Origin of the sequence: Oerskovia rustica, assembly GCF_014836555.1 — a bacterium.
Lineage (GTDB): Bacteria > Actinomycetota > Actinomycetes > Actinomycetales > Cellulomonadaceae > Oerskovia > Oerskovia rustica.
In genome coordinates, this window is the sequence record NZ_JACSQQ010000003.1 from 161,651 (window position 1) to 179,117 (window position 17,467).

At 73.7% G+C, this 17,467-nt stretch carries 14 protein-coding genes; 7 read left to right on the forward strand and 7 right to left on the reverse strand.

Translation table 11 applies throughout. The features are described 5' to 3' along the window. The first annotated feature begins 60 nt into the window (after positions 1 to 60). Positions 61 to 1,278, forward strand: coding sequence for a GAF domain-containing sensor histidine kinase (locus tag H9652_RS02850; protein ID WP_318243955.1), 1,218 nt, complete (start codon positions 61 to 63; stop codon positions 1,276 to 1,278). Positions 1,279 to 1,451: 173 nt separating this feature from the next. Here H9652_RS02850 and H9652_RS02855 read toward each other — a convergent pair whose 3' ends face one another. Continuing rightward, entirely contained in the window at positions 1,452 to 2,120 is a 669-nt protein-coding gene (locus tag H9652_RS02855; protein WP_030152360.1) for a response regulator, read from the reverse strand. Between the two features lie 143 nt (positions 2,121 to 2,263). Between H9652_RS02855 and H9652_RS02860 the strand changes: the two genes are divergently transcribed. After that, positions 2,264 to 3,910 carry a bifunctional phosphatase PAP2/diacylglycerol kinase family protein gene (locus tag H9652_RS02860; RefSeq protein WP_191794572.1) on the forward strand — a complete coding sequence of 549 codons (1,647 nt, stop codon included), beginning with the start codon at positions 2,264 to 2,266 and terminating at the stop codon, positions 3,908 to 3,910. 68 nt (positions 3,911 to 3,978) lie between these two features. Here H9652_RS02860 and H9652_RS02865 read toward each other — a convergent pair whose 3' ends face one another. Next, positions 3,979 to 4,593: a 1-acyl-sn-glycerol-3-phosphate acyltransferase gene (locus tag H9652_RS02865; RefSeq protein WP_191794573.1), complete on the reverse strand. Its 615-nt coding sequence runs from the start codon at positions 4,591 to 4,593 to the stop codon at positions 3,979 to 3,981. Positions 4,594 to 4,771: 178 nt separating this feature from the next. On the opposite strand from H9652_RS02865, the gene H9652_RS02870 reads away from it, so the two are divergent. Then, entirely contained in the window at positions 4,772 to 5,248 is a 477-nt protein-coding gene (locus tag H9652_RS02870) for a hypothetical protein (protein ID WP_138826904.1), read from the forward strand. 454 nt (positions 5,249 to 5,702) lie between these two features. Then, entirely contained in the window at positions 5,703 to 6,287 is a 585-nt protein-coding gene (locus tag H9652_RS19550) for a cyclase family protein (RefSeq protein WP_225227632.1), read from the forward strand. Here H9652_RS19550 and H9652_RS02880 read toward each other — a convergent pair. Genes H9652_RS02880 through H9652_RS02895 form a run of 4 tightly spaced genes read right to left on the reverse strand, consistent with a single transcriptional unit; the run spans position 6,284 to position 9,627 of the window. Next, the gene (locus H9652_RS02880) at positions 6,284 to 6,955 is read right to left on the reverse strand and encodes a response regulator transcription factor (RefSeq protein WP_318243956.1); all 672 of its coding nucleotides are present in this window, start codon (positions 6,953 to 6,955) and stop codon (positions 6,284 to 6,286) included. The two genes, H9652_RS19550 and H9652_RS02880, sit on opposite strands and share 4 nt — an antisense overlap. Continuing rightward, on the reverse strand, positions 6,946 to 7,983 hold the full coding sequence (locus tag H9652_RS02885) for a sensor histidine kinase (RefSeq protein WP_191794574.1): 1,038 nt from the start codon (positions 7,981 to 7,983) through the stop codon (positions 6,946 to 6,948). Before H9652_RS02885 ends, H9652_RS02880 begins: the two co-directional genes overlap by 10 nt. Positions 7,984 to 7,996: 13 nt before the next feature. After that, complete coding sequence (locus H9652_RS02890) at positions 7,997 to 8,716, reverse strand: hypothetical protein (protein WP_191794575.1); 720 nt, start codon at positions 8,714 to 8,716, stop codon at positions 7,997 to 7,999. After that, positions 8,713 to 9,627, reverse strand: a complete 915-nt coding sequence (locus tag H9652_RS02895) for an ATP-binding cassette domain-containing protein (protein WP_191794576.1) — start codon at positions 9,625 to 9,627, stop codon at positions 8,713 to 8,715. Before H9652_RS02895 ends, H9652_RS02890 begins: the two co-directional genes overlap by 4 nt. Positions 9,628 to 9,736: 109 nt before the next feature. Here H9652_RS02895 and H9652_RS02900 point away from each other — a divergent pair, with 109 nt between their 5' ends. Then, the gene (locus tag H9652_RS02900) at positions 9,737 to 10,612 is read left to right on the forward strand and encodes a hypothetical protein (RefSeq protein WP_191794577.1); all 876 of its coding nucleotides are present in this window, start codon (positions 9,737 to 9,739) and stop codon (positions 10,610 to 10,612) included. Between the two features lie 33 nt (positions 10,613 to 10,645). Here H9652_RS02900 and H9652_RS02905 read toward each other — a convergent pair whose 3' ends face one another. Continuing rightward, positions 10,646 to 11,482 (reverse strand): DUF427 domain-containing protein, encoded by an 837-nt coding sequence (locus H9652_RS02905; protein WP_191794578.1) that lies wholly within the window; start codon positions 11,480 to 11,482, stop codon positions 10,646 to 10,648. A gap of 124 nt (positions 11,483 to 11,606) precedes the next feature. On the opposite strand from H9652_RS02905, the gene hrpA reads away from it, so the two are divergent. Both hrpA and H9652_RS02915 read left to right on the forward strand, forming a co-directional pair. Continuing rightward, positions 11,607 to 16,499 (forward strand): ATP-dependent RNA helicase HrpA, encoded by a 4,893-nt coding sequence (hrpA, locus tag H9652_RS02910; protein WP_404821988.1) that lies wholly within the window; start codon positions 11,607 to 11,609, stop codon positions 16,497 to 16,499. Between the two features lie 159 nt (positions 16,500 to 16,658). Further along, positions 16,659 to 17,432: an SDR family oxidoreductase gene (locus tag H9652_RS02915; RefSeq protein ID WP_191794579.1), complete on the forward strand. Its 774-nt coding sequence runs from the start codon at positions 16,659 to 16,661 to the stop codon at positions 17,430 to 17,432. Positions 17,433 to 17,467: the final 35 nt, after the last annotated feature.

Here is a 17,467-nt window from a genome sequence, read left to right on the forward strand (position 1 = left end):
AGCGACGTCCCGGTCCTGCCGAGGCCGGTTCCGGTCCGAACGTCTGACAGACTCACGTGGGTGACCGAGTCCCTTCCTTCTGCCGTCGCGCACCGCGTGCTCGACGCCGTCGTCGCCATCACGAGCAACCTCGACCTCGACACCGTGCTGCGCCGCATCGTCGAGGCCGCGATGGACCTCACGGGAGCCAGGTACGGGGCGCTCGGCGTGCGCGACGGGGACCGGCTCGGCCGGTTCGTGCCGGTCGGCATGAAGGACTCCGAGGTCGAGGCGATCGACCACTGGCCCCACGGGCACGGCCTGCTGGGCGAGGTCATCCGCAACCCGCACCCGCTGCGCGTCGACAAGATCGAGGGCTACCCGGCCGCGTCCGGCTACCCCGCCGGGCACCCGCCCATGCACACCTTCCTCGGGGTCCCCATCCAGGTCCGCGACTCCGTCTACGGCAACCTGTACCTGACCGACAAGCGCGACGGCTCGCCCTTCACGCGCGACGACGAGGCCGCGGTCCGGGCCCTGGCCGCCGCCGCAGGAGTGGCCGTCGACAACGCCCGCCTCTACGAGGACGGACGACGGGTCGCGGTGCTCGAGGACCGCGAGCGCATCGCGCGCGACCTGCACGACGTCGTCATCCAGCGCATCTTCGCGTCCGCGATGACCCTCATGAGCACGACCAAGCACATCGAGAACGAGCTCGTGCGCTCGCGCGTCGAGGAGGCCGTCAACGACCTCGACGACACGATCCGCGAGATCCGCTCGACGATCTTCGCGCTCCAGGCCACCACTCCTCCCGAGGCGAGCCTCCAGGAGCGGCTGACCGCGGCGGCCGGCGCCGTGACGTCCGCGCTCGGGTTCTCGCCCTCGATCATCATCGAGAGCGACGACTCCTCGCTCGTGCCCGCCGAGGTCGCGGACCAGCTCGTGGTCGTCGTCGGAGAGGCCCTGACCAACGTGGCCCGCCACGCGCGCGCGTCGCGCGTCGACGTGCGGCTGCGCGTGACCGACGACGCCATCACGCTGTCCGTGGTCGACGACGGGATCGGCTGCGCGGGCGTCGACGCGGGCGACCACCGTGGCGGCCTGCACAACCTCGCGACGCGCGCCGAGGCGCTGCACGGGACGCTCGCGGTGGGTCCGGCGGAGGTCGCGGCTCGCGAGACCGCGAAGGCGTCCGGCACGGGCGACGACCCATCTGCCGACGACGCACTCGCCGACGCTGACGACGCAGTGCCCGCTGGGCGCGGTACCGCGCTCGTGTGGCGGATCCCGAACGCCTGACGGTCAGCCAGGAGCACCGCCCGGCTGCGGAACTCGATCGCACCAGCCCGAGGTAGTGGACAGCAGGCGTCCTGCTCCACCGTGGTGAGCCCGTCGTGGTTGAGGTGGTCGACGGGGTCTCCCATGAGGTAGCCGGTGTCCACGGTCCGGACAGGACCGCCGCGGCACACCGCTCAGCCGCGCGGGCGGTCCTCCGTGCGCAGCTCGGTCGCGAGGACCGCGACCTGCGTGCGACGCTGCAGCCCGAGCGTCGCGAGGATGTGCGACACGTAGTTCTTGACGGTCTTCTCCGCGAGGAAGAGGCGCTCGCCGATCTGCCGGTTCGTCATGCCCTCGCCGATGAGGTCGACGATCTGACGCTCCTGCGGCGACAGCCCTTCGAGGCGGTCGACCTCCTGGGCCTGTGGCGTGCGCAGCCGGTCGAGGATGCGCGCGGTGCTGACCGGGTCGAGCAGCGAGCCGCCGCCCGCGATGGTCCGCACGGCACCCACGAGGTCCGAGCCGTGGATCTGCTTGAGGACGTAGCCCGAGGCGCCCGCGAGGACCGCCTGGAACAGCGCCTCGTCGTCCGCGAAGGACGTGAGCATGAGGCAGCCGATCTCCGGCATCTCGGAGCGCACGTCGCGGCAGACCTCGACGCCCGAGCCGTCGGGCAGGCGCACGTCGAGCACGGCCACGTCCGGCCGGACGGCGCGGATGCGCGTCAGCGCTGAAGCGGCGGTGCCGGCCTCGCCGACGACCGTGATGTCGTCCTCGGCCTCGAGGAGGGCGGCGACGCCGCGGCGGACGACCTCGTGGTCGTCGAGCAGGAAGACCCGGATCGGGTCGGGGGTGGTGCCCATAGGGAGAACTTATCGGAGTTGTGTCAGAACGAGGGTGCCGGGCCGCGCGAGGAGGCCCGACGGCGCCGCTCCCCCCGGGTGCGCGGGCGCCCTCGGCGAGGCGTGGGTGGGCGGGCGGGGCGCGACCGTCCTACCGTGGCTGGATGTCGTCCGCTCCCGTCCCGCCACCTCAGACCCCGCGACGGAAGCCGCGCTTCACGGGCCTCGTCAAGCCCCACGAGGCGTTCCCGGCCGTCGCCCGCCTCGACCGCCGCATGAACGACCGGACGTACCGGCGACAGCTCGGGCCCCGGGCCGACGTGGCCCTCGTGCGTCTGACGACCGCCGCGAACCACAGCGTCCTGTGGATGGGGCTCGGCGCAGGGCTGGCCACGACCGGCGCGCGCGGGCGCCGCGCCGCGGTACGGGGGCTCGTGAGCGTCGCCGCCGCGAGCGCGACCGCGAACCTGCTCGGCAAGGGACTGTTCGGCGGCGACCGCCCCTCCGCCGACCCGCTGCCCATCGTGCGGCGCCTGCGCCGCTACCCGACGACGCCGTCGTTCCCGTCGGGCCACTCGGCCACCGCGGGGGCGTTCGCCGCGGCCGTGGCCCTGGAGTGGCCCGCCGCCGGGCTGGTCGTCGCTCCGGTCGCGGGGGCCGTCATGTACTCGCGGCTGCACGTGGGCGCGCACTGGTTCTCGGACGTCGTCGGGGGCGCGGCGCTCGGGGTCGGGCTCGCGGTGCTCGGCCGGTGGCTCGTGCCCTCCCCACCGGGCCCGGAGCCGGACGTGCCCGCCGGACCTCCCACGGACGTGCCCGCGCTCCCCGACGGCGAGGGCCTGTTCGTCGTCGTCAACACGGCCGCCGGGTCCGGGCGGATCCTCAAGGAGGACCCGCTCGAGGTCCTGCGCCGCGACCTCCCGAAGGCCCGGGTGCACGTGCTCGCCGAGGGCGACGACCTGCGCGAGATCTACGACCGTGCGGCGCGCGGCGGCGGGTCCGACGGCGGCAGCGGGGCCCGCCCCGCCCGAGCGCTCGGGATCAGCGGCGGCGACGGGACCGTCGCGACCGCTGCCGCCGCAGCGCGCGAGCACGACCTCCCGCTCGTCGTCCTCCCCGGCGGCACGCTCAACCACTTCGCCAAGGCCGCCGACCTCACGTCGATGACCGCGACGGTCCGGGCCGTCCAGGCCGGGTCGGGGGTGAGCGTCGACGTCGCCGAGCTCCGCGTCGACGGGCAGGACCCGATGACGGTCCTCAACACGTTCTCGCTCGGCATCTACCCCGAGCTCGTGTCGCAGCGCGAACGCGCCGAGAAGCGCCTCGGGAAGTGGCCCGCGACGGTCTGGGCGACGTCGCGCGTGCTGCGTTCCGCGACCCCGCTGCGGGTGTCGGTCGACGGGGTCGTCGGGAGCTACTGGTCGTTCTTCGCGGGGGTCAACAAGTACGTCCCGCAGAACCTCGCGCCCGTCGAGCGCATCCGGCTCGACGACGGCGTGCTCGACGTCCGCACGGGGCGCGCCGAGCAGCGCTACAGCCGGGCGCGCCTGTTCCTCGAGACGGTCGCGGGCGGTGCCGCGTCCTCGCTCGCCGGACGGGTCCGGCGACTCGAACGCCACCTCGCGCTCGACGCCTGGACCACGCCCGACCTGTCGCTCCGGTTCGGCGACGGCGCCCCGCACGACCCGGTGATCCTCGCGCACGACGGCGAGACGCTCGAGCTGGACGGCAACCGGGTCACCGACGCGACGCTCACCATGGTGTCCGGCGGCCTGCGGGTCTACGCGCCGACGGACCCGGCTGCGGGCTGAGGGCGCACGGCAGGTATCAGGACAGCACTCCCCGCAGGGTCGCCACGCGGCGGCGGCTCCGTCGTCCCTCAGACGGTCGGAGCAGCCTCTCCGGTGGCTCCGTCCGGCGCCGGCCGGTCCTCCTCGCGCAGACGCGGCTCGGTGCGACGCGACGGGTCGAACCCGGCCTTGTCCGCGTAGAACGCGCGCACCAGGTCCATGTCGGCGCGCACGTCACCCGTGAGCTCGAGCGTGGGGCCGAGGCCCGCGGTCATGGTCGTGCGGTCCACGTAGCCGAGCGTCACGGGCATGCCCGTCGCGCGCGCGATCCGGTAGAAGCCCGACTTCCAGTACTCGCCCTTGCTGCGCGTGCCCTCGGGCGTGATGACGAGCGAGAACACCTCACCCCTGCGGACCCGCGCCACGATGTCGTCGACGACGCGGCTCGGGTCCGTCCGGTCCACGGGGATCCCGCCGAGCGCCCGCGCGAACGGCCCCATCACGCCCTTGAACAGGGTGTGCTTGCCGAGCCAGCGGACCCTCACGCCCACGCTCGTCGAGATCGCGAGCATGAGCACGAAGTCCCAGTTGGACGTGTGCGGGGCGCCGATGAGGATGCCGGGCCGGTCGGTCGGGGGCTGCTCGGTGCGCAACGTCCACCTGCTCACGGCCCAGTAGGCGCGCGCCAGGGCGCGGCGGATCATCGGGTCGCCTCGGGGGCGGGGGCTACGGGGTGGGGCACGACGGCAACGCTACCCGCGCGACCGGGCCGTCGTGGCCGAGGCGGCCGCGCGTGGCTCCCCCGCGACTGTGGGCGAAATCTCCACCAACTGTCCATGTCCTCCCTGTCTTTTCCCAGGTTCGCCGTGCAGACTTCTCGACATGACGTCGCCGAAGACATCAGGACCAGCCGCCCGGCTCGCCGCCGCCAGCTTCCTCGCCCTTGCGATGATGCTGCCGCTGAGCGCGACCGCATCGGCCGCCGAGGTCACCCAGTTCCTCGAGGACACCCAGTGTCAGGTCGACTCGATCGGCGAGGACCTCGAGAAGGCGGCGACCCAGCTCTCCACCCTCCCCGCCGGCCTGCGCAGCGAGGTCGAGGACGCCGTCGGGAACGCCCAGGCCGCGACCGACGAGGCCAACGCCGCGCTCGCCCAGGCGGCCACCGACCAGTTCGGCGACGGCCGTGCGGTCATCGCCCTCACCGACGCGCAGGTCGCGCTCGACGCCGCCTCGGCCCAGCTCCGCTACGTCGCCGACAAGACCGTGGCCCAGGGAGCCGACGTCGGCTCCACGCTGCGCGACGTGCAGAACACGATCGACCACCTCCGGGGCGAGACGAGCCGCGCCGCGTCCTGACCCTTCCCGGGGGCCCGCCCGCGGTGCGACACTCCGGTGATGACCGAGCAGCGCGCGCACTTCGACGCCCACGTGACCTTCGCCAACGGCGGCAGCCTTCGCGCGGAAGGGTTCCGCCTCGACGTCCCGTCGGGTGATCTCGGGCCCGACGACGTCGCTCGCCTCCTCGTCCGACACCTGGGCCTCGCGCTGGTCGGGTCGGTCGAGATCACGGGGCTGACGATCGTCGAGGAACCGCACGTGGGGAGCCGTGGGGCGGGCGAGGGTGACGGTGCGGACGCCGAGGGTGACGGCCCGGGTGCCCGTTCTCCCCGCGCGACGCGGCTCGTCGACCTGAGCCACACCGTGCGCGAGGGGCTCGTGACCTACCCGGGCCTGCCCGCGCCGACCATCACCCCTTTTCCTGACGCGCGCCGACTCCGTCGCGAACTACGCGCCCGGCACGCAGTTCGCGATGGACGTGCTGACGATGATCGGCAACACCGGGACCTACCTCGACAGCCCCTTCCACCGCTACGACCACGGGACCGACCTGTCCGGTCTCGAGCTCGAGACCCTCGTCGGGCTGCCCGCCGAGCTGTTCCGGCTGAGCGAGGTCGTCGACACGTCGCGGGGCGGTGCTCGCGGGATCGGCGCCGAGGTCTTCCTCGACCGCGATCTCGCCGGGAGCGCGGTCCTGCTCCAGACCGGGTGGGACCGGCACTTCGGCACCCCGGCCTACGGCGAGCCCGCGCCGTTCCTCACGGAGGCCGGTGCGCAGCACCTCGTCGACGCCGGCGTGACGCTCGTCGGGATCGACTCGTTGAACATCGACGACACCGACCCCGAGTCGTCCGGCGGGGCGCGCCCAGCCCACTCGCTGCTCCTCGCGGCGGGGATCCACGTCGTCGAGCACCTGACGAACCTGGGCGACGTGCCGCCGCGCGGTGCGCGGTTCACGGCCGTGCCGCCCAAGGTCGAGGGGTTCGGGACGTTCCCGGTGCGGGCGTTCGCGGAGGTCCCTCGCCACGTCGACAACCTGACAGGTCAGGACAGCTAGCCCCGGGGCGTGAGCCCCGCAGTGTGCGCCAGGACCGCCGCCTCGACCCGGTTACGCACACCCAGCCGGTCGAACAGGGCGCTGACGTAGCCCTTGACCGTGCCCTCGGTGAGGTGCAGCGTGGCGGCCACCTCCGCGTTGGACAGCCCGCGAGCGATCGCGACGAGCACGTCCCGCTCGCGGGGCGTGAGGCTGTCGAGGACGGCAGGACGGTCGACAGGTCGCGCACCGAGACCGCCCGCGAGATGACGGATGAGCCGCGCCGCGACGATCGGTGAGAGGCACGCTCCCCCGGCCGCCGCGGCGGCCAGCCCGTCGGTCAACGTCGCAGGGTCGCCCGACTTCAGCAGGAACCCGGCGACGCCGATGCGCAGCGCCCGGTCGACGTACGCGTCCTCGCCGAACGTGGTCAGCAGCACGACGGCAGTGTTCGGCAGCTGGGCCCGCAGGGCCTCGGCGGCGTCGAGGCCGTCCTCACGGGCTGCCATGCGGATGTCGAGGAGGGCGACGTCCGGCCGGTGCCGACGTGCCGCCGCTGCGGCGCCCTGACCGTCGGCCGCCTGCGCGACGACGTCGAACCGCCCGTCGGCCGCCAGCACGGTGTTGACGCTCGCCCGCACGATCGGGTCGTCGTCGGCCAGCACGACCGAGATCCCCCTCAGAGCCACGAGCGCTCCCGCAGGTCGACGGTGCGGACCACCTCGTCGCCGTCGAAACAGACCTGGAGGGTGGCCATGGCGAGCGGGAAGTTGCCGTCCGTGTAGATCGCGCAGTCCCACCCAGGTTCCGCGACAGGAGCACGGACCGGGCGCAGCGGTGCCTCGCGCTCGGGCAGCTCGGCCTGGACGGCGGCGCGCTCCTGGCCGACGACGATCCCGGCGAACACGTCCTCCTCGAGGACGGCGTCGTGCGCCGCCCACGAGTACACGAGCGCGAGGCCCGCCACCACCACCGCTGCGGGCAGCAGAGCCTGCCGCGCAAACACGCGCAGCACCGAGGGCGGCAGCGGGCCGTGACCGTCGGGCACGAGGGGACGGGCCGGGAGGCTCGCCACGAGCACGAACGATCCGTCGCGCTCACCGTGGGAGAACGTCCCGCCCGCAGCACGCACGCGTCGCTCGAGAGAGTCCAGCCCGAACGGCTCCCGGCCGTCGTCCGGCCGCGAGCCGGCGGCTGCGAGACGGTTGAGGACCGTGACGCCGCGGGGGGAGATGTCGATCTGGACCGGCTCGGCGGGAGCGTGGCGGACAGCGTTGGTGAGGCCCTCTCGCACGACGGTCCGCAGGAGCGGTGCGCCCAGGCCGTCACCCTCGGAGCCGGTGAGAGTGACGTCGAGACCCGCGTCGCGCGCCGCACGGACCAGGTCCTCGACGGGCTCCAGGGTGTCGTCGCGCAGCACGTCGACGACGCGGTGAAGGTCCTGCACCGCGTCGTCGGCCTCCCGCCGCAGGTCCGCCGCGTCCGGGACGCCCGTCACCGCGAGCGCCGAGGCGCGCAGCGCGAGGCGGGCGAGCCGGTGACCGAGGGCGTCGTGCAGGTCCTCCGCGAGGCGTGCCCTCTCGACGGCCGCCGCGTCCGCGACGGCGCGGGCGTGCAGCTCGCGGGCCAGCGAACGGTAGCGGCGTACCGCCGCGACGGCGCCCGCGACGGTCAGTGCGAGCACCGCCGTGGCGAGCAGCGCGAGGGGCGAGGGCATGGGGATCCTTCCGTCAGGCGTCGCGGCGTTCGAGCACCCCCGCGGCGGCGGCGAACCCCACGACCGCCCACGCGACCAGGGCCCAGGGCGCGCCCCCTCCCTCGACGAACGACGCGACGGCCCCGGCGGGGGTCCACCGTGAGACCGGGTCGGGCAGGAGGAGCGCACCCGCGAGCAGCGCGGCGGCCAGGGCCAGCGTACCGACCGCGTGCCGGACGACCGCCGCGATCCCCGCCGTGAGGATGGCAGCGAGCGCGAGGACGACGCCGGTCCGCAGGCCGGCTCGGAGGGCTTCGGCCAGGGCGCCGTCCGGGGCCGGGGCGGCGTGCACGCCCAGGAAGGCGCGCACGGCGAAGGTGGCAGCCGTGCCCGTGGCCACGCCTGCGAGCAGGGCGGTCACCGTGACGACCGTCGTCTTGGCGGCGAGGACCAGCCAGCGGCGTGGCTCGGCCTGGAACGTGAGGCGGGCGGTGCCGGTGGCGTACTCGGTTGTCACGGGGTGCATGGCCAGGGCGGCGAGGACGACGAGACCGAGCTGGACGGCGGGCCCGAGGGCCACGGCAGGAGCGGTCGAGGTGCCAGGCGGGAGCTCACCGGTGGAGACCGCGTGGACGACGTCGTTCGCGAGGACGGTCGCCATGAGCGGCACGGTGACCAGGACGGCGGCCAGGGTGACCCACGGGGCACGCACGGACCACGTGCGGCCCCACTCGGCACGGACTGCGGCCATCATGCGATGCGCTCCTCGGGACGGGCACGGTACTGGACGTCGTCGGCGACGAGGTCCAGGTAGCGGGCCTCGAGCGTGACGGGGGCGGGGGCGAGGTGGTGAACGCGTAGACCGAGCGCGTGGGCGAGGTCGCCGACCAGCGTGACGTCGACGCCGTCCACGGTCAGTCCGTGCCCGTCGACCTGCGGGTGGTGACCGATCTCCACGAGCGCGTCCGCGAGAGGCGCCGGGGCGTCGGGGGTCCGGACGACGACGGGGGCGTCCCGTCCCACGAGGTCGGCGATCGGGAGGTCCGCCAGGAGACGACCGCGGCCGAGGACGACGACGTGGTCGGCCGTGACCTCCAGCTCGGACAAGAGGTGGCTCGACAGCAGCACGGTGCGGCCCTGGTCGGCGAGGTCCCGGAGGAGGCCGCGCAGCCACAGGACGCCGTCCGTGTCGAGGCCGTTGACGGGTTCGTCGAGCAGCACGACCTCCGGGTCGCCCAGCAGCGCACCCGCGAGGCCGAGCCGCTGGGCCATGCCGAGAGAGAAACCGCCCGCGCGCTTGCCCGCGACGTCGCTCAGCCCGACGAGGCCGAGGACATCGTCGACCCTGCGTGCCGGGATCCGGTTGTAACGAGCCAGGGCCGTCAGGTGGGCCCGGGCCGAGCGGCCTGGATGGAAGGCCCGGGCGTCGACGTGCGCGCCGACGGTGCGCAGAGGGTGCCGCAGGGCGCGGTAGGGGATGCCGTGGACGGTGACGTCCCCGGCAGTCGCGCGGTCGAGGCCCAGGGCCAGGCGGAGGGCCGTCGACTTGCCCGCGCCGTTCGGGCCGAGGAGGCCCGTGACGCTGCCCGGCCGGACCGTGACGGTGAGGTCGTCGAGCGCCGTCGTGGGGCCGTAGCGCTTCGTCGCGTGGGCGAAGGTGATCATGGCTCCATCGTCGTCGGGCCGCCTGGGCTGCGGTACCGACGAAAGTAAGGAGCCTGGGCTCCGGGCGCCCCGTCGTCCGCCGGCGGCCCGCTCGTCATAGGCTCGGCGCATGCCCGACGACCTGAGCCCAGCCCACGACGTCCTCCCCTTCGGCCGCGCCCCCCGCCCGGACACCGGCCCCGCTCTCGCCGACCGGCTCCGCGAGGTCATGACCAAGAACCTGGGCGACCATGCCACGGGCCTGGACCGTGTCCGCATCGACGCCGCGACCGTCCAGGGCAGCCCCGACGTCCAGAGCCTCGACGTCGACGTGACCGGGCTCGTCGTCCGCGCCATGGGTGCCGCCGACGCCCCCGACCCGGCCGAGAACGTCGAGCACGTGACCGCGCGCGAGCGGGCCGTCGCCCGGACGATCCGCGCCCAGGGCCACCCGGTCACGCTCGCCGGTGTCGCCGTCGACCTCGATGCCGAGATCCGGGACCTGCGCTTCACCTGGGTCGAGGGGGCGGACGGGTCGCTCTCGATCGAGGAGTCCGGCCAGAGCACCGAGCACCCCGTGAGCGGTCACCTGCGCGCCGCGGCGAGCCGCGAAGCCCTCGTCAGCACGGTCCGCGAGCTCGCGACCAAGGCCCTCGCCGACCAGGGCTTCACGCTCACGTCGCTCGACGTGGACCTCACGTCGCGTGGCCCGCGCGCCGCGTCGATCGTGGCCTCGGCGAAGATCCGCAAGGGCTTCCTGTCCGCGAGCGCCCAGATCACGGCGACCGCGTCGATCGACCAGGCCATGGTCCTCACGCTGAGCGACGTGGGGGCGTCGAGCCGCAACCCGGTCGTCGCCGCCCTCCTGCTGGCCGTTCGCGGAAAGCTCGAGGAGGTCGACGGCAAGCGCATCGACCTCGCGTCCTCGCTGCCGCCCGGCGTGACGCTCTCGGACGTCCGGCTCGACGTCGGCGAGCAGCTCGTCCTGAGCGTCCGGGTGGGCTGAGGCCCGGGCAGAGGACCTGTCGGGCGGGTCCGGTCAGCGGCGTCCGCGGGGGAAGAACAGGCTCTCGGGGCGGGGCATCCGGGCGCCGTCGAGCGTGAGGTCGGTCCGCTCGCACCAGAACGCGACGTACCCGCGCACCCTCTCGCCGTCCGACAGCGGGTCCTCGTAGCTCCAGCCGATGTCGGCGCCGTCGGGGTCGCCCGACGCGAGCGACCAGTAGCGGGCGTGACCCTTGTAGGCGCAGTCGCTCGTCGTCGGGCTCGGCGTCAGGGCCTCCCACCGCACGTCCTCGCGGGGGACGTACCAGCGCAGCGGCAGGTAGGTCTCGGTGAGCGCCATGGCCCGGTCGCTGTCGGCGAGCACCACGCCGCCCAGGGAGACGACGACGTGGCGCGCGCTGGGCACGACGTCGACCCGCTTGAAGGGGTCGCGCGGGTGAGCGGCCAGGCGCTGGTCCTCGGCGAACCAGTCGAACGCCTGGAAGTCGACGACGAGATAGCCTGCGAGGTCCTCGTCGTCGGGACGGAAGAACGGGGCGGTCGCGCCGTCCTTCGCACCTTCCGTGCCCTCGAACCACATCTCGGTCCCCGGGCAGGTGTGCCGTTCGAAGTGCAGCGGGTGCGGGATCAGGCCGTGCCGCACCTGCCCGTCGCGATGCTCGCCCTCGACGAGGGGCACCCGCACGTCCGCCGCGGGGACCGCGTACACGGGCAGCAGTCGCCACGGCTCCCAGAGGAGACGAGCCGACGTCGAGCGCAGCACGACGTCGTGCGGGTCCTCGCGCCGCACGGCCCGGATCTCCTGGGCCGCGGGGAACCACCGCAGCTGATCGAGCTCCAGCCGCCACCGTTCGACCCAGGACGTGGCCATGTCCTCAGGGTGCGCCCGGGGCGAGGCGGCCGCAAGGCCCGGGTGTGGCGTCCGCTCACCGCGTGCGGGCCCGCGGCGGCGACGAGGCAATTGAAGTTGCGACTACTTGCGAGAATGGTTGGTCGTGAGCACCGAACCGCACGGCCCCGCCCGGCCCGACCTGGACAGTCCCCTGGACACGACTCCGGTCAGGACCCCGGACGGCCCTGCGAGCACCGGCGCCGGCGCGTCCGGTCCGGAGACCGGTGGGCAGCAGCGCGAGGGCACGGGCCAGCGTCGTCGGCGCGGGGGTCGCGGCCGGGCGAAGCCCCAGGCCAGCGAGCAGAGTCTCGCCTCCGAGCAGCCCGACGAGTCCGCCGGCAGCAAGGGCTCCGCTCCCCGCAAGAACCCCGACCGGCCGCGCGGCGGGAGGGCCTCCGAGGGCGACAAGAACGCCCGGGGCGAGCGTCCGCCGTCGGGCAGCGAACGTGACGGATCGAAGCGTGGCAGCCAGCGCGGCGCACGCCGCCAGCAGGTGAGCCCCGCCCAGCTCGCGCGGGCCGCCGAGCGGCGCGCGCAGGTCGTCGTGCCGCCCATCACGTATCCCGAGCAGCTGCCCGTCTCGGCGCGGCGCGAGGACATCGCGAGGGCCATCGCGGAGAACCAGGTCGTGATCGTCGCGGGCGAGACGGGCTCGGGCAAGACGACGCAGCTCCCCAAGATCGCGCTCGAGCTCGGCCGGGGCCGGCAGGGCCAGATCGGGCACACGCAGCCGCGACGCATCGCGGCGCGCACGGTCGCAGAGCGCATCAACGAAGAACTCAGCGGAGATCGGCCCCTCGCCCTAGGAGAGATCGTCGGCTACCAGGTCCGATTCACCGACCAGTCGAGCGACCAGACCCTCGTCAAGGTCATGACCGACGGGATCCTGCTCGCGCAGATCCAGCGCGACCCGCAGCTCCTCGCGTACGACACGCTCATCATCGACGAGGCGCACGAGCGCTCGCTCAACATCGACTTCCTGCTCGGGTACCTCACGCGGCTCCTGCCGCAGCGCCCCGACCTCAAGGTCATCATCACGTCGGCGACGATCGACTCGCAGCGGTTCGCGCGGCACTTCGCGCCGGGCGGCCCGCTCCCGCCGCTCACCGCGGACGAGCTGGCCGCGGCCGAGCTGACGGACGAGGGGCCCGACGGCGACGCTCACGTTCCCGAGACGGCTCCCGTCATCGAGGTCACGGGTCGCACGTTCCCCGTGGAGATCCGGTACCGACCGCTGTCGCCCGATGTCGACCCGGAGTCGGGCAAGGCCAAGCGCGCCCCCACGAAGGGCGCGCAGGAGAAGGACCTCGTCACGGGCATCGTCGACGCCGTCGAGGAGCTCATGGCCGAGGGCCCCGGCGACGTCCTGGTGTTCCTGTCGGGCGAGCGCGAGATCCACGACACGGCCGACGCTCTCGAGTCCCGCCTGGGCGAGCGCACGCGCGACCCCAAGCGCCCCGACTTCGTCGAGATCCTGCCGCTCTACGCACGCCTGTCCTCGGCAGAGCAGCACCGCGTGTTCCAGGCGCACTCCTCGCGCCGCGTCGTGCTCGCGACCAACGTCGCCGAGACGTCGCTGACGGTCCCGGGCATCCACTACGTCGTCGACCCCGGCACGGCCCGCATCTCGCGCTACTCCAAGGCGACCAAGGTGCAGCGCCTGCCGATCGAGCCCATCGCGCAGGCCAGCGCCAACCAGCGCTCGGGGCGCTCGGGACGTGTCGCGGACGGCATCGCGATCCGCCTGTACTCCGAGGAGGACTTCGCGTCGCGCCCCGAGTTCACCGAGCCGGAGATCCTGCGCACGTCGCTCGCGTCGGTCCTGCTGCAGATGATCTCGGTGGGCGTGGTCTCCTCGCCCGACGACGTTGCGCGCTTCCCGTTCGTCGAGCCCCCGGACACGCGCTCGATCCGCGACGGCGTGCAGCTCCTGACCGAGCTCGGCGCGCTCGAGACCGTGGCGGAGCCCGCCGACCGCGACGCCCAGCCCGGCCGCGCCGTCACGCGCCTCACCGAGATCGGCCGCGTCCTCGCCCAGCTCCCCATGGACCCGCGCCTGGCCCGCATGATCTGGGAGGGATCGCGTCGCGGCGTCGCGCGCGAGGTCGCGATCATCGCGGCCGTCATGTCCATCCAGGACCCGCGCGAGCGCCCCGCCGAGTACCGCGCCCAGGCCGACCAGCTCCACGCCCGCTTCGCCGACCCCCGCTCCGACTTCCTCACGTACCTCAACCTGTGGGAGTACGTGCGCGAGCAGCAGCACGAGCTGTCGTCGTCGGCATTCCGGCGCCTGTGCAAGGCCGAGTACATCAACTTCCTGCGCGTGCGCGAGTGGCAGGACGTCGTCGCGCAGCTCCGCGAGATGAGCAAGCCCCTCGGCATCGACATGTCCTACACGCCCCGCACCCGGGGCGACGCGAGCGCGAAGGTCGCGACGCCGTCGGGCACCACGATCGCCGAGGCGACCGACCAGCCCGTCGAGCGCCGTCTCACCTGGGACGACGACACCATCCACCAGTCGCTCCTCGCCGGGCTGCTCTCGCAGATCGGCATGCAGGAGGCGACCGAGGTCAAGGCGTCGTCCGTCGCGCACCTGCGCGGCCCGCAGAAGGAGCTCGCCGTGAAGCGGGCCAAGAAGCAGGCCCGCAACGAGTACCTCGGGGCGCGCGGCGCGCGCTTCGCGATCTTCCCCGGCTCTCCCCTGTCGAAGAAGCCCCCCGTGTGGGTCATGGCGGGCGAGCTCGTCGAGACCAGCCGCCTGTGGGGCCGTGACGTCGCGAAGATCCAGCCCGAGTGGGCCGAGGAGCTCGCGACGCACCTGGTCAAGCGCACCTACTCCGAGCCGCACTGGTCCACCAAGCAGGGCGCCGCGCAGGCCAAGGAGAAGGTCCTGCTCTACGGCGTGCCCATCGTGGCCGACCGCACCGTGCTCTACGGCAAGGTCGATCCCGAGGCCGCGCGCGAGATGTTCATCCGCCACGCCCTCGTCCAGGGCGAGTGGACCACGCACCACCAGTTCTTCCACGAGAACCGCCGGCTGCTCGAGGAGGCCGAGGAGCTCGAGGCCCGCTCGCGCCAGCGCGGCCTCGTGGTCGACGACGACGTCCTCTTCGCCTTCTACGACGAGCGCATCCCCGACGACGTCGTCTCGGCCCGCCACTTCGACACCTGGTGGAAGTCCGCCAGGCGCCGCGACCCCGACCTGCTCACGTTCACGCTCGAACAGCTCGTGCCAGACGCCGAGTCCGTCGACACCTCGCTGTTCCCCGAGACCTGGGTCCAGGGCGACCTCACGCTCCCCCTGACCTACCAGTTCCAGCCAGGTACAGACGCCGATGGCGTGACCGTACACATCCCCATCAGCGTGCTGAACCGTGTCGTCCCCGACGGCTTCGACTGGATGGTCCCCGGCCTCCTCGACGAGCTCGCGACCGCGACCATCCGCTCGCTGCCCAAGCCCGTGCGCGTCCAGCTCGTCCCGGCCCCCGCCGTCGCGCGCGCCGTCGTCGCCTGGCTCCGCGAGAACACGCCCGCCTGGGAGGACGTCACCCGCGCGGGCGACATGGCCGAGCCCTTCCACGTCGCCTTCACCCGTGCCGTCCGCGCCCTGCGCGACGTGCTCATCCCCGACGACGCCTGGGACGACGCCCGCACCGAACGCCTCCCCGCCCACCTGCGCATGACGTTCCGCGTCATCGAGGAACGCCGCGGCGGCGAGGTCGTGCTCGACGAGTCCAAGGACCTCGTCTCGCTCCAACGGCGCCTCGCGCCCCAGGCGCAGGCGGCGGTGCGGGCCGCGGTCAAGGGGGCGGTCGGAGCGGCGTTGCGCGAGGCGGCTGGGGCGGAGGCCGCGGGGAGGGGGGCGGCGGCTCGAGGGCTACCATCCGCGTCGCTCGTTCCTCGCGACGCTCCCGCCAGCCCCGCCACGCCCTCCGGCGCCGCAGCCCCCCTCCCCGCGACCGCGTCCGGCGCACCTTCCGCAGGGCGACCTGGTGGGGGCTCAGGGGGTGCTGGTGCATCTGGTCCGCCCGACGGCGGCGCGCCGTCGGTGGTCGTCGCCGAGGCGACCGGGCTCACCACGTGGCCCACGGGGCTCCCCGACGGGGTGCTGCCCGAGGTCGTGTCGACGCCCGCCGGGGCCGGCATGGTGGTGCGCGGGTACCCCGCGCTCGTCGAGGAGGTCGATGCGAAGGGCAAGCCGTCGGTCGCGCTCCGGGTGCTCGCCGACCGCTCGACGCAGGACCGCGAGCACGCGCGCGGCGTCCGGCGGCTGCTGCTCGGCGAGACGGCCCTGCAGAGCGCACGGGTCACGAGCCGCTGGTCCGGGACGCAGTCCCTGACGATGGCCGCGAGCCCGTACCGGAACACCGAGGCGCTCGTCGCCGACCTCCAGCTCGCGGCCGTCGTCGCACTCACGTCCGGTGCCAAGACCTCGCAGTACGGACCGCTGCCGGATGCCGTACAGATCCGTAGTGCTGATGCGTACGTCGCCGCGCGGGACCTCGTGAAGCGGCACCTCGAGAACGAGGTGCACCAGATCGTCGGGCACGTCGTCGCCGCGCTCACGGCCGCACGGAACCTGGACGGCGAGATCCGCTCGGCCAACAGCCTCGCGCTGCTCAACACGCTCCAGGACGTCCGTGACCAGGTCGCGGGACTCGTGGGCGTGGGCTTCGTGTCCCGCACCCCGGCCCACCGCCTGCCGCACCTGACCCGCTACCTGCGGGCGGCGTCGTACCGGATCGAGAAGGCCGCGACCAACCCGCACCGCGACGCCGAGCTCGCGTGGCGCGTGCACGACGTCGAGGAGGCGTACGCCAAGGCACGCGCCTCCTACGCCGCCGGCCCCGCCGACGCTGCCCGCCTCGCCGAGCTCGACGAGGCACGCTGGCTCATCGAGGAGTTCCGGGTCTCGCTGTTCGCGCAGCAGCTCGGGACCGACGGGCCCGTGAGCGAGAAGCGCATCCGGAAGGTGCTCGCGCCGGGCGGCTGGTAGGCGCTCGCCCGGCAGGTGGACCGAACAGGGCCGAGCGCGGGACCTTCGTCACGATCACCGCGTCGGAGGTCCCGGACGCCCGTTTTCCACGGTTCTGCGGCCTAGCCTGAGGGGGACGGCCAGGAAGAGCTGGCCGCACCTGCTGCTCTGGAGGGCATCATGCGCACCGTCGTCGTCACCGGAACCGCCTCGGGCATCGGCAAGGCCCTCAAGGGGTTGCTGGAGGCCGACGGCCAGCGCGTCATCGGCGTCGACCTGCGCGACGCCGACGTCACGGTCGACCTCACCACCGCTGCGGGTCGCACCGGGCTCGTCGAGCAGGTCACCGCGCTCAGCGGCGGCACGATCGACGCTGTCGTCGCCAACGCGGGCCTGTCGAACGGCAGCCCGGCGACGCTCGCGGTCAACTACTTCGGCGCCCTCGCGACGCTCGAGGGCCTGCGCCCGCTCCTGGCCGGGTCCGACGCCCCGCGCGCGGCCGTGACGTGCTCCATGGCGAGCCTCCTGCCGGTCGACGACCAGCTCGTCGACCTCACGCTCGCGGGTGACGAGGGGGCCGCACTGGCACGCGCGGCCGAGCTCGCCGCGGCCGGGACGGGCGACATCGTCTACGGCAGCAGCAAGGCTGCGGTCGCGCACTGGCTGCGCCGCGTCGCGCCGAGCGCCGACTGGGCCGGGGCCGGGATCCCTCTCAACGCGATCGGACCGGGCATCGTCCAGACCGGCATGACGGCCGAGATGCTCGCCACCGAGGAGTCGACCAAGGCCGTCGAGTCCCACGTCCCCATGCCGCTCGGCGGGATCATGGGTCCCGAGGTTCCCGCGAACCTCCTGCGTTTCCTCGTCTCCCCGGAGAACAGCCACATGTGCGGACAGGTCGTCTTCGTCGACGGCGGTTCGGACGTGGTCATCCGGGGCGACAAGGTCTGGTGACCTGACCGGCTCACCTCGAGAAGGCGGGGCGCCGC

Coding starts and splice junctions, on each gene's coding strand:
- H9652_RS02900 (WP_191794577.1), top strand. CDS start 9,737: ATGCCCGACGACCTGAGCCCAGCCCACGACGTCCTCCCCTTCGGCCGC.
- H9652_RS02905 (WP_191794578.1), bottom strand. CDS start 11,482: ATGGCCACGTCCTGGGTCGAACGGTGGCGGCTGGAGCTCGATCAGCTG.
- H9652_RS19550 (WP_225227632.1), top strand. CDS start 5,703: ATGGACGTGCTGACGATGATCGGCAACACCGGGACCTACCTCGACAGC.
- H9652_RS02885 (WP_191794574.1), bottom strand. CDS start 7,983: ATGCCCTCGCCCCTCGCGCTGCTCGCCACGGCGGTGCTCGCACTGACC.
- H9652_RS02915 (WP_191794579.1), top strand. CDS start 16,659: ATGCGCACCGTCGTCGTCACCGGAACCGCCTCGGGCATCGGCAAGGCC.
- H9652_RS02890 (WP_191794575.1), bottom strand. CDS start 8,716: ATGATGGCCGCAGTCCGTGCCGAGTGGGGCCGCACGTGGTCCGTGCGT.
- H9652_RS02865 (WP_191794573.1), bottom strand. CDS start 4,593: ATGATCCGCCGCGCCCTGGCGCGCGCCTACTGGGCCGTGAGCAGGTGG.
- H9652_RS02870 (WP_138826904.1), top strand. CDS start 4,772: ATGACGTCGCCGAAGACATCAGGACCAGCCGCCCGGCTCGCCGCCGCC.
- H9652_RS02895 (WP_191794576.1), bottom strand. CDS start 9,627: ATGATCACCTTCGCCCACGCGACGAAGCGCTACGGCCCCACGACGGCG.
- H9652_RS02855 (WP_030152360.1), bottom strand. CDS start 2,120: ATGGGCACCACCCCCGACCCGATCCGGGTCTTCCTGCTCGACGACCAC.
- H9652_RS02860 (WP_191794572.1), top strand. CDS start 2,264: ATGTCGTCCGCTCCCGTCCCGCCACCTCAGACCCCGCGACGGAAGCCG.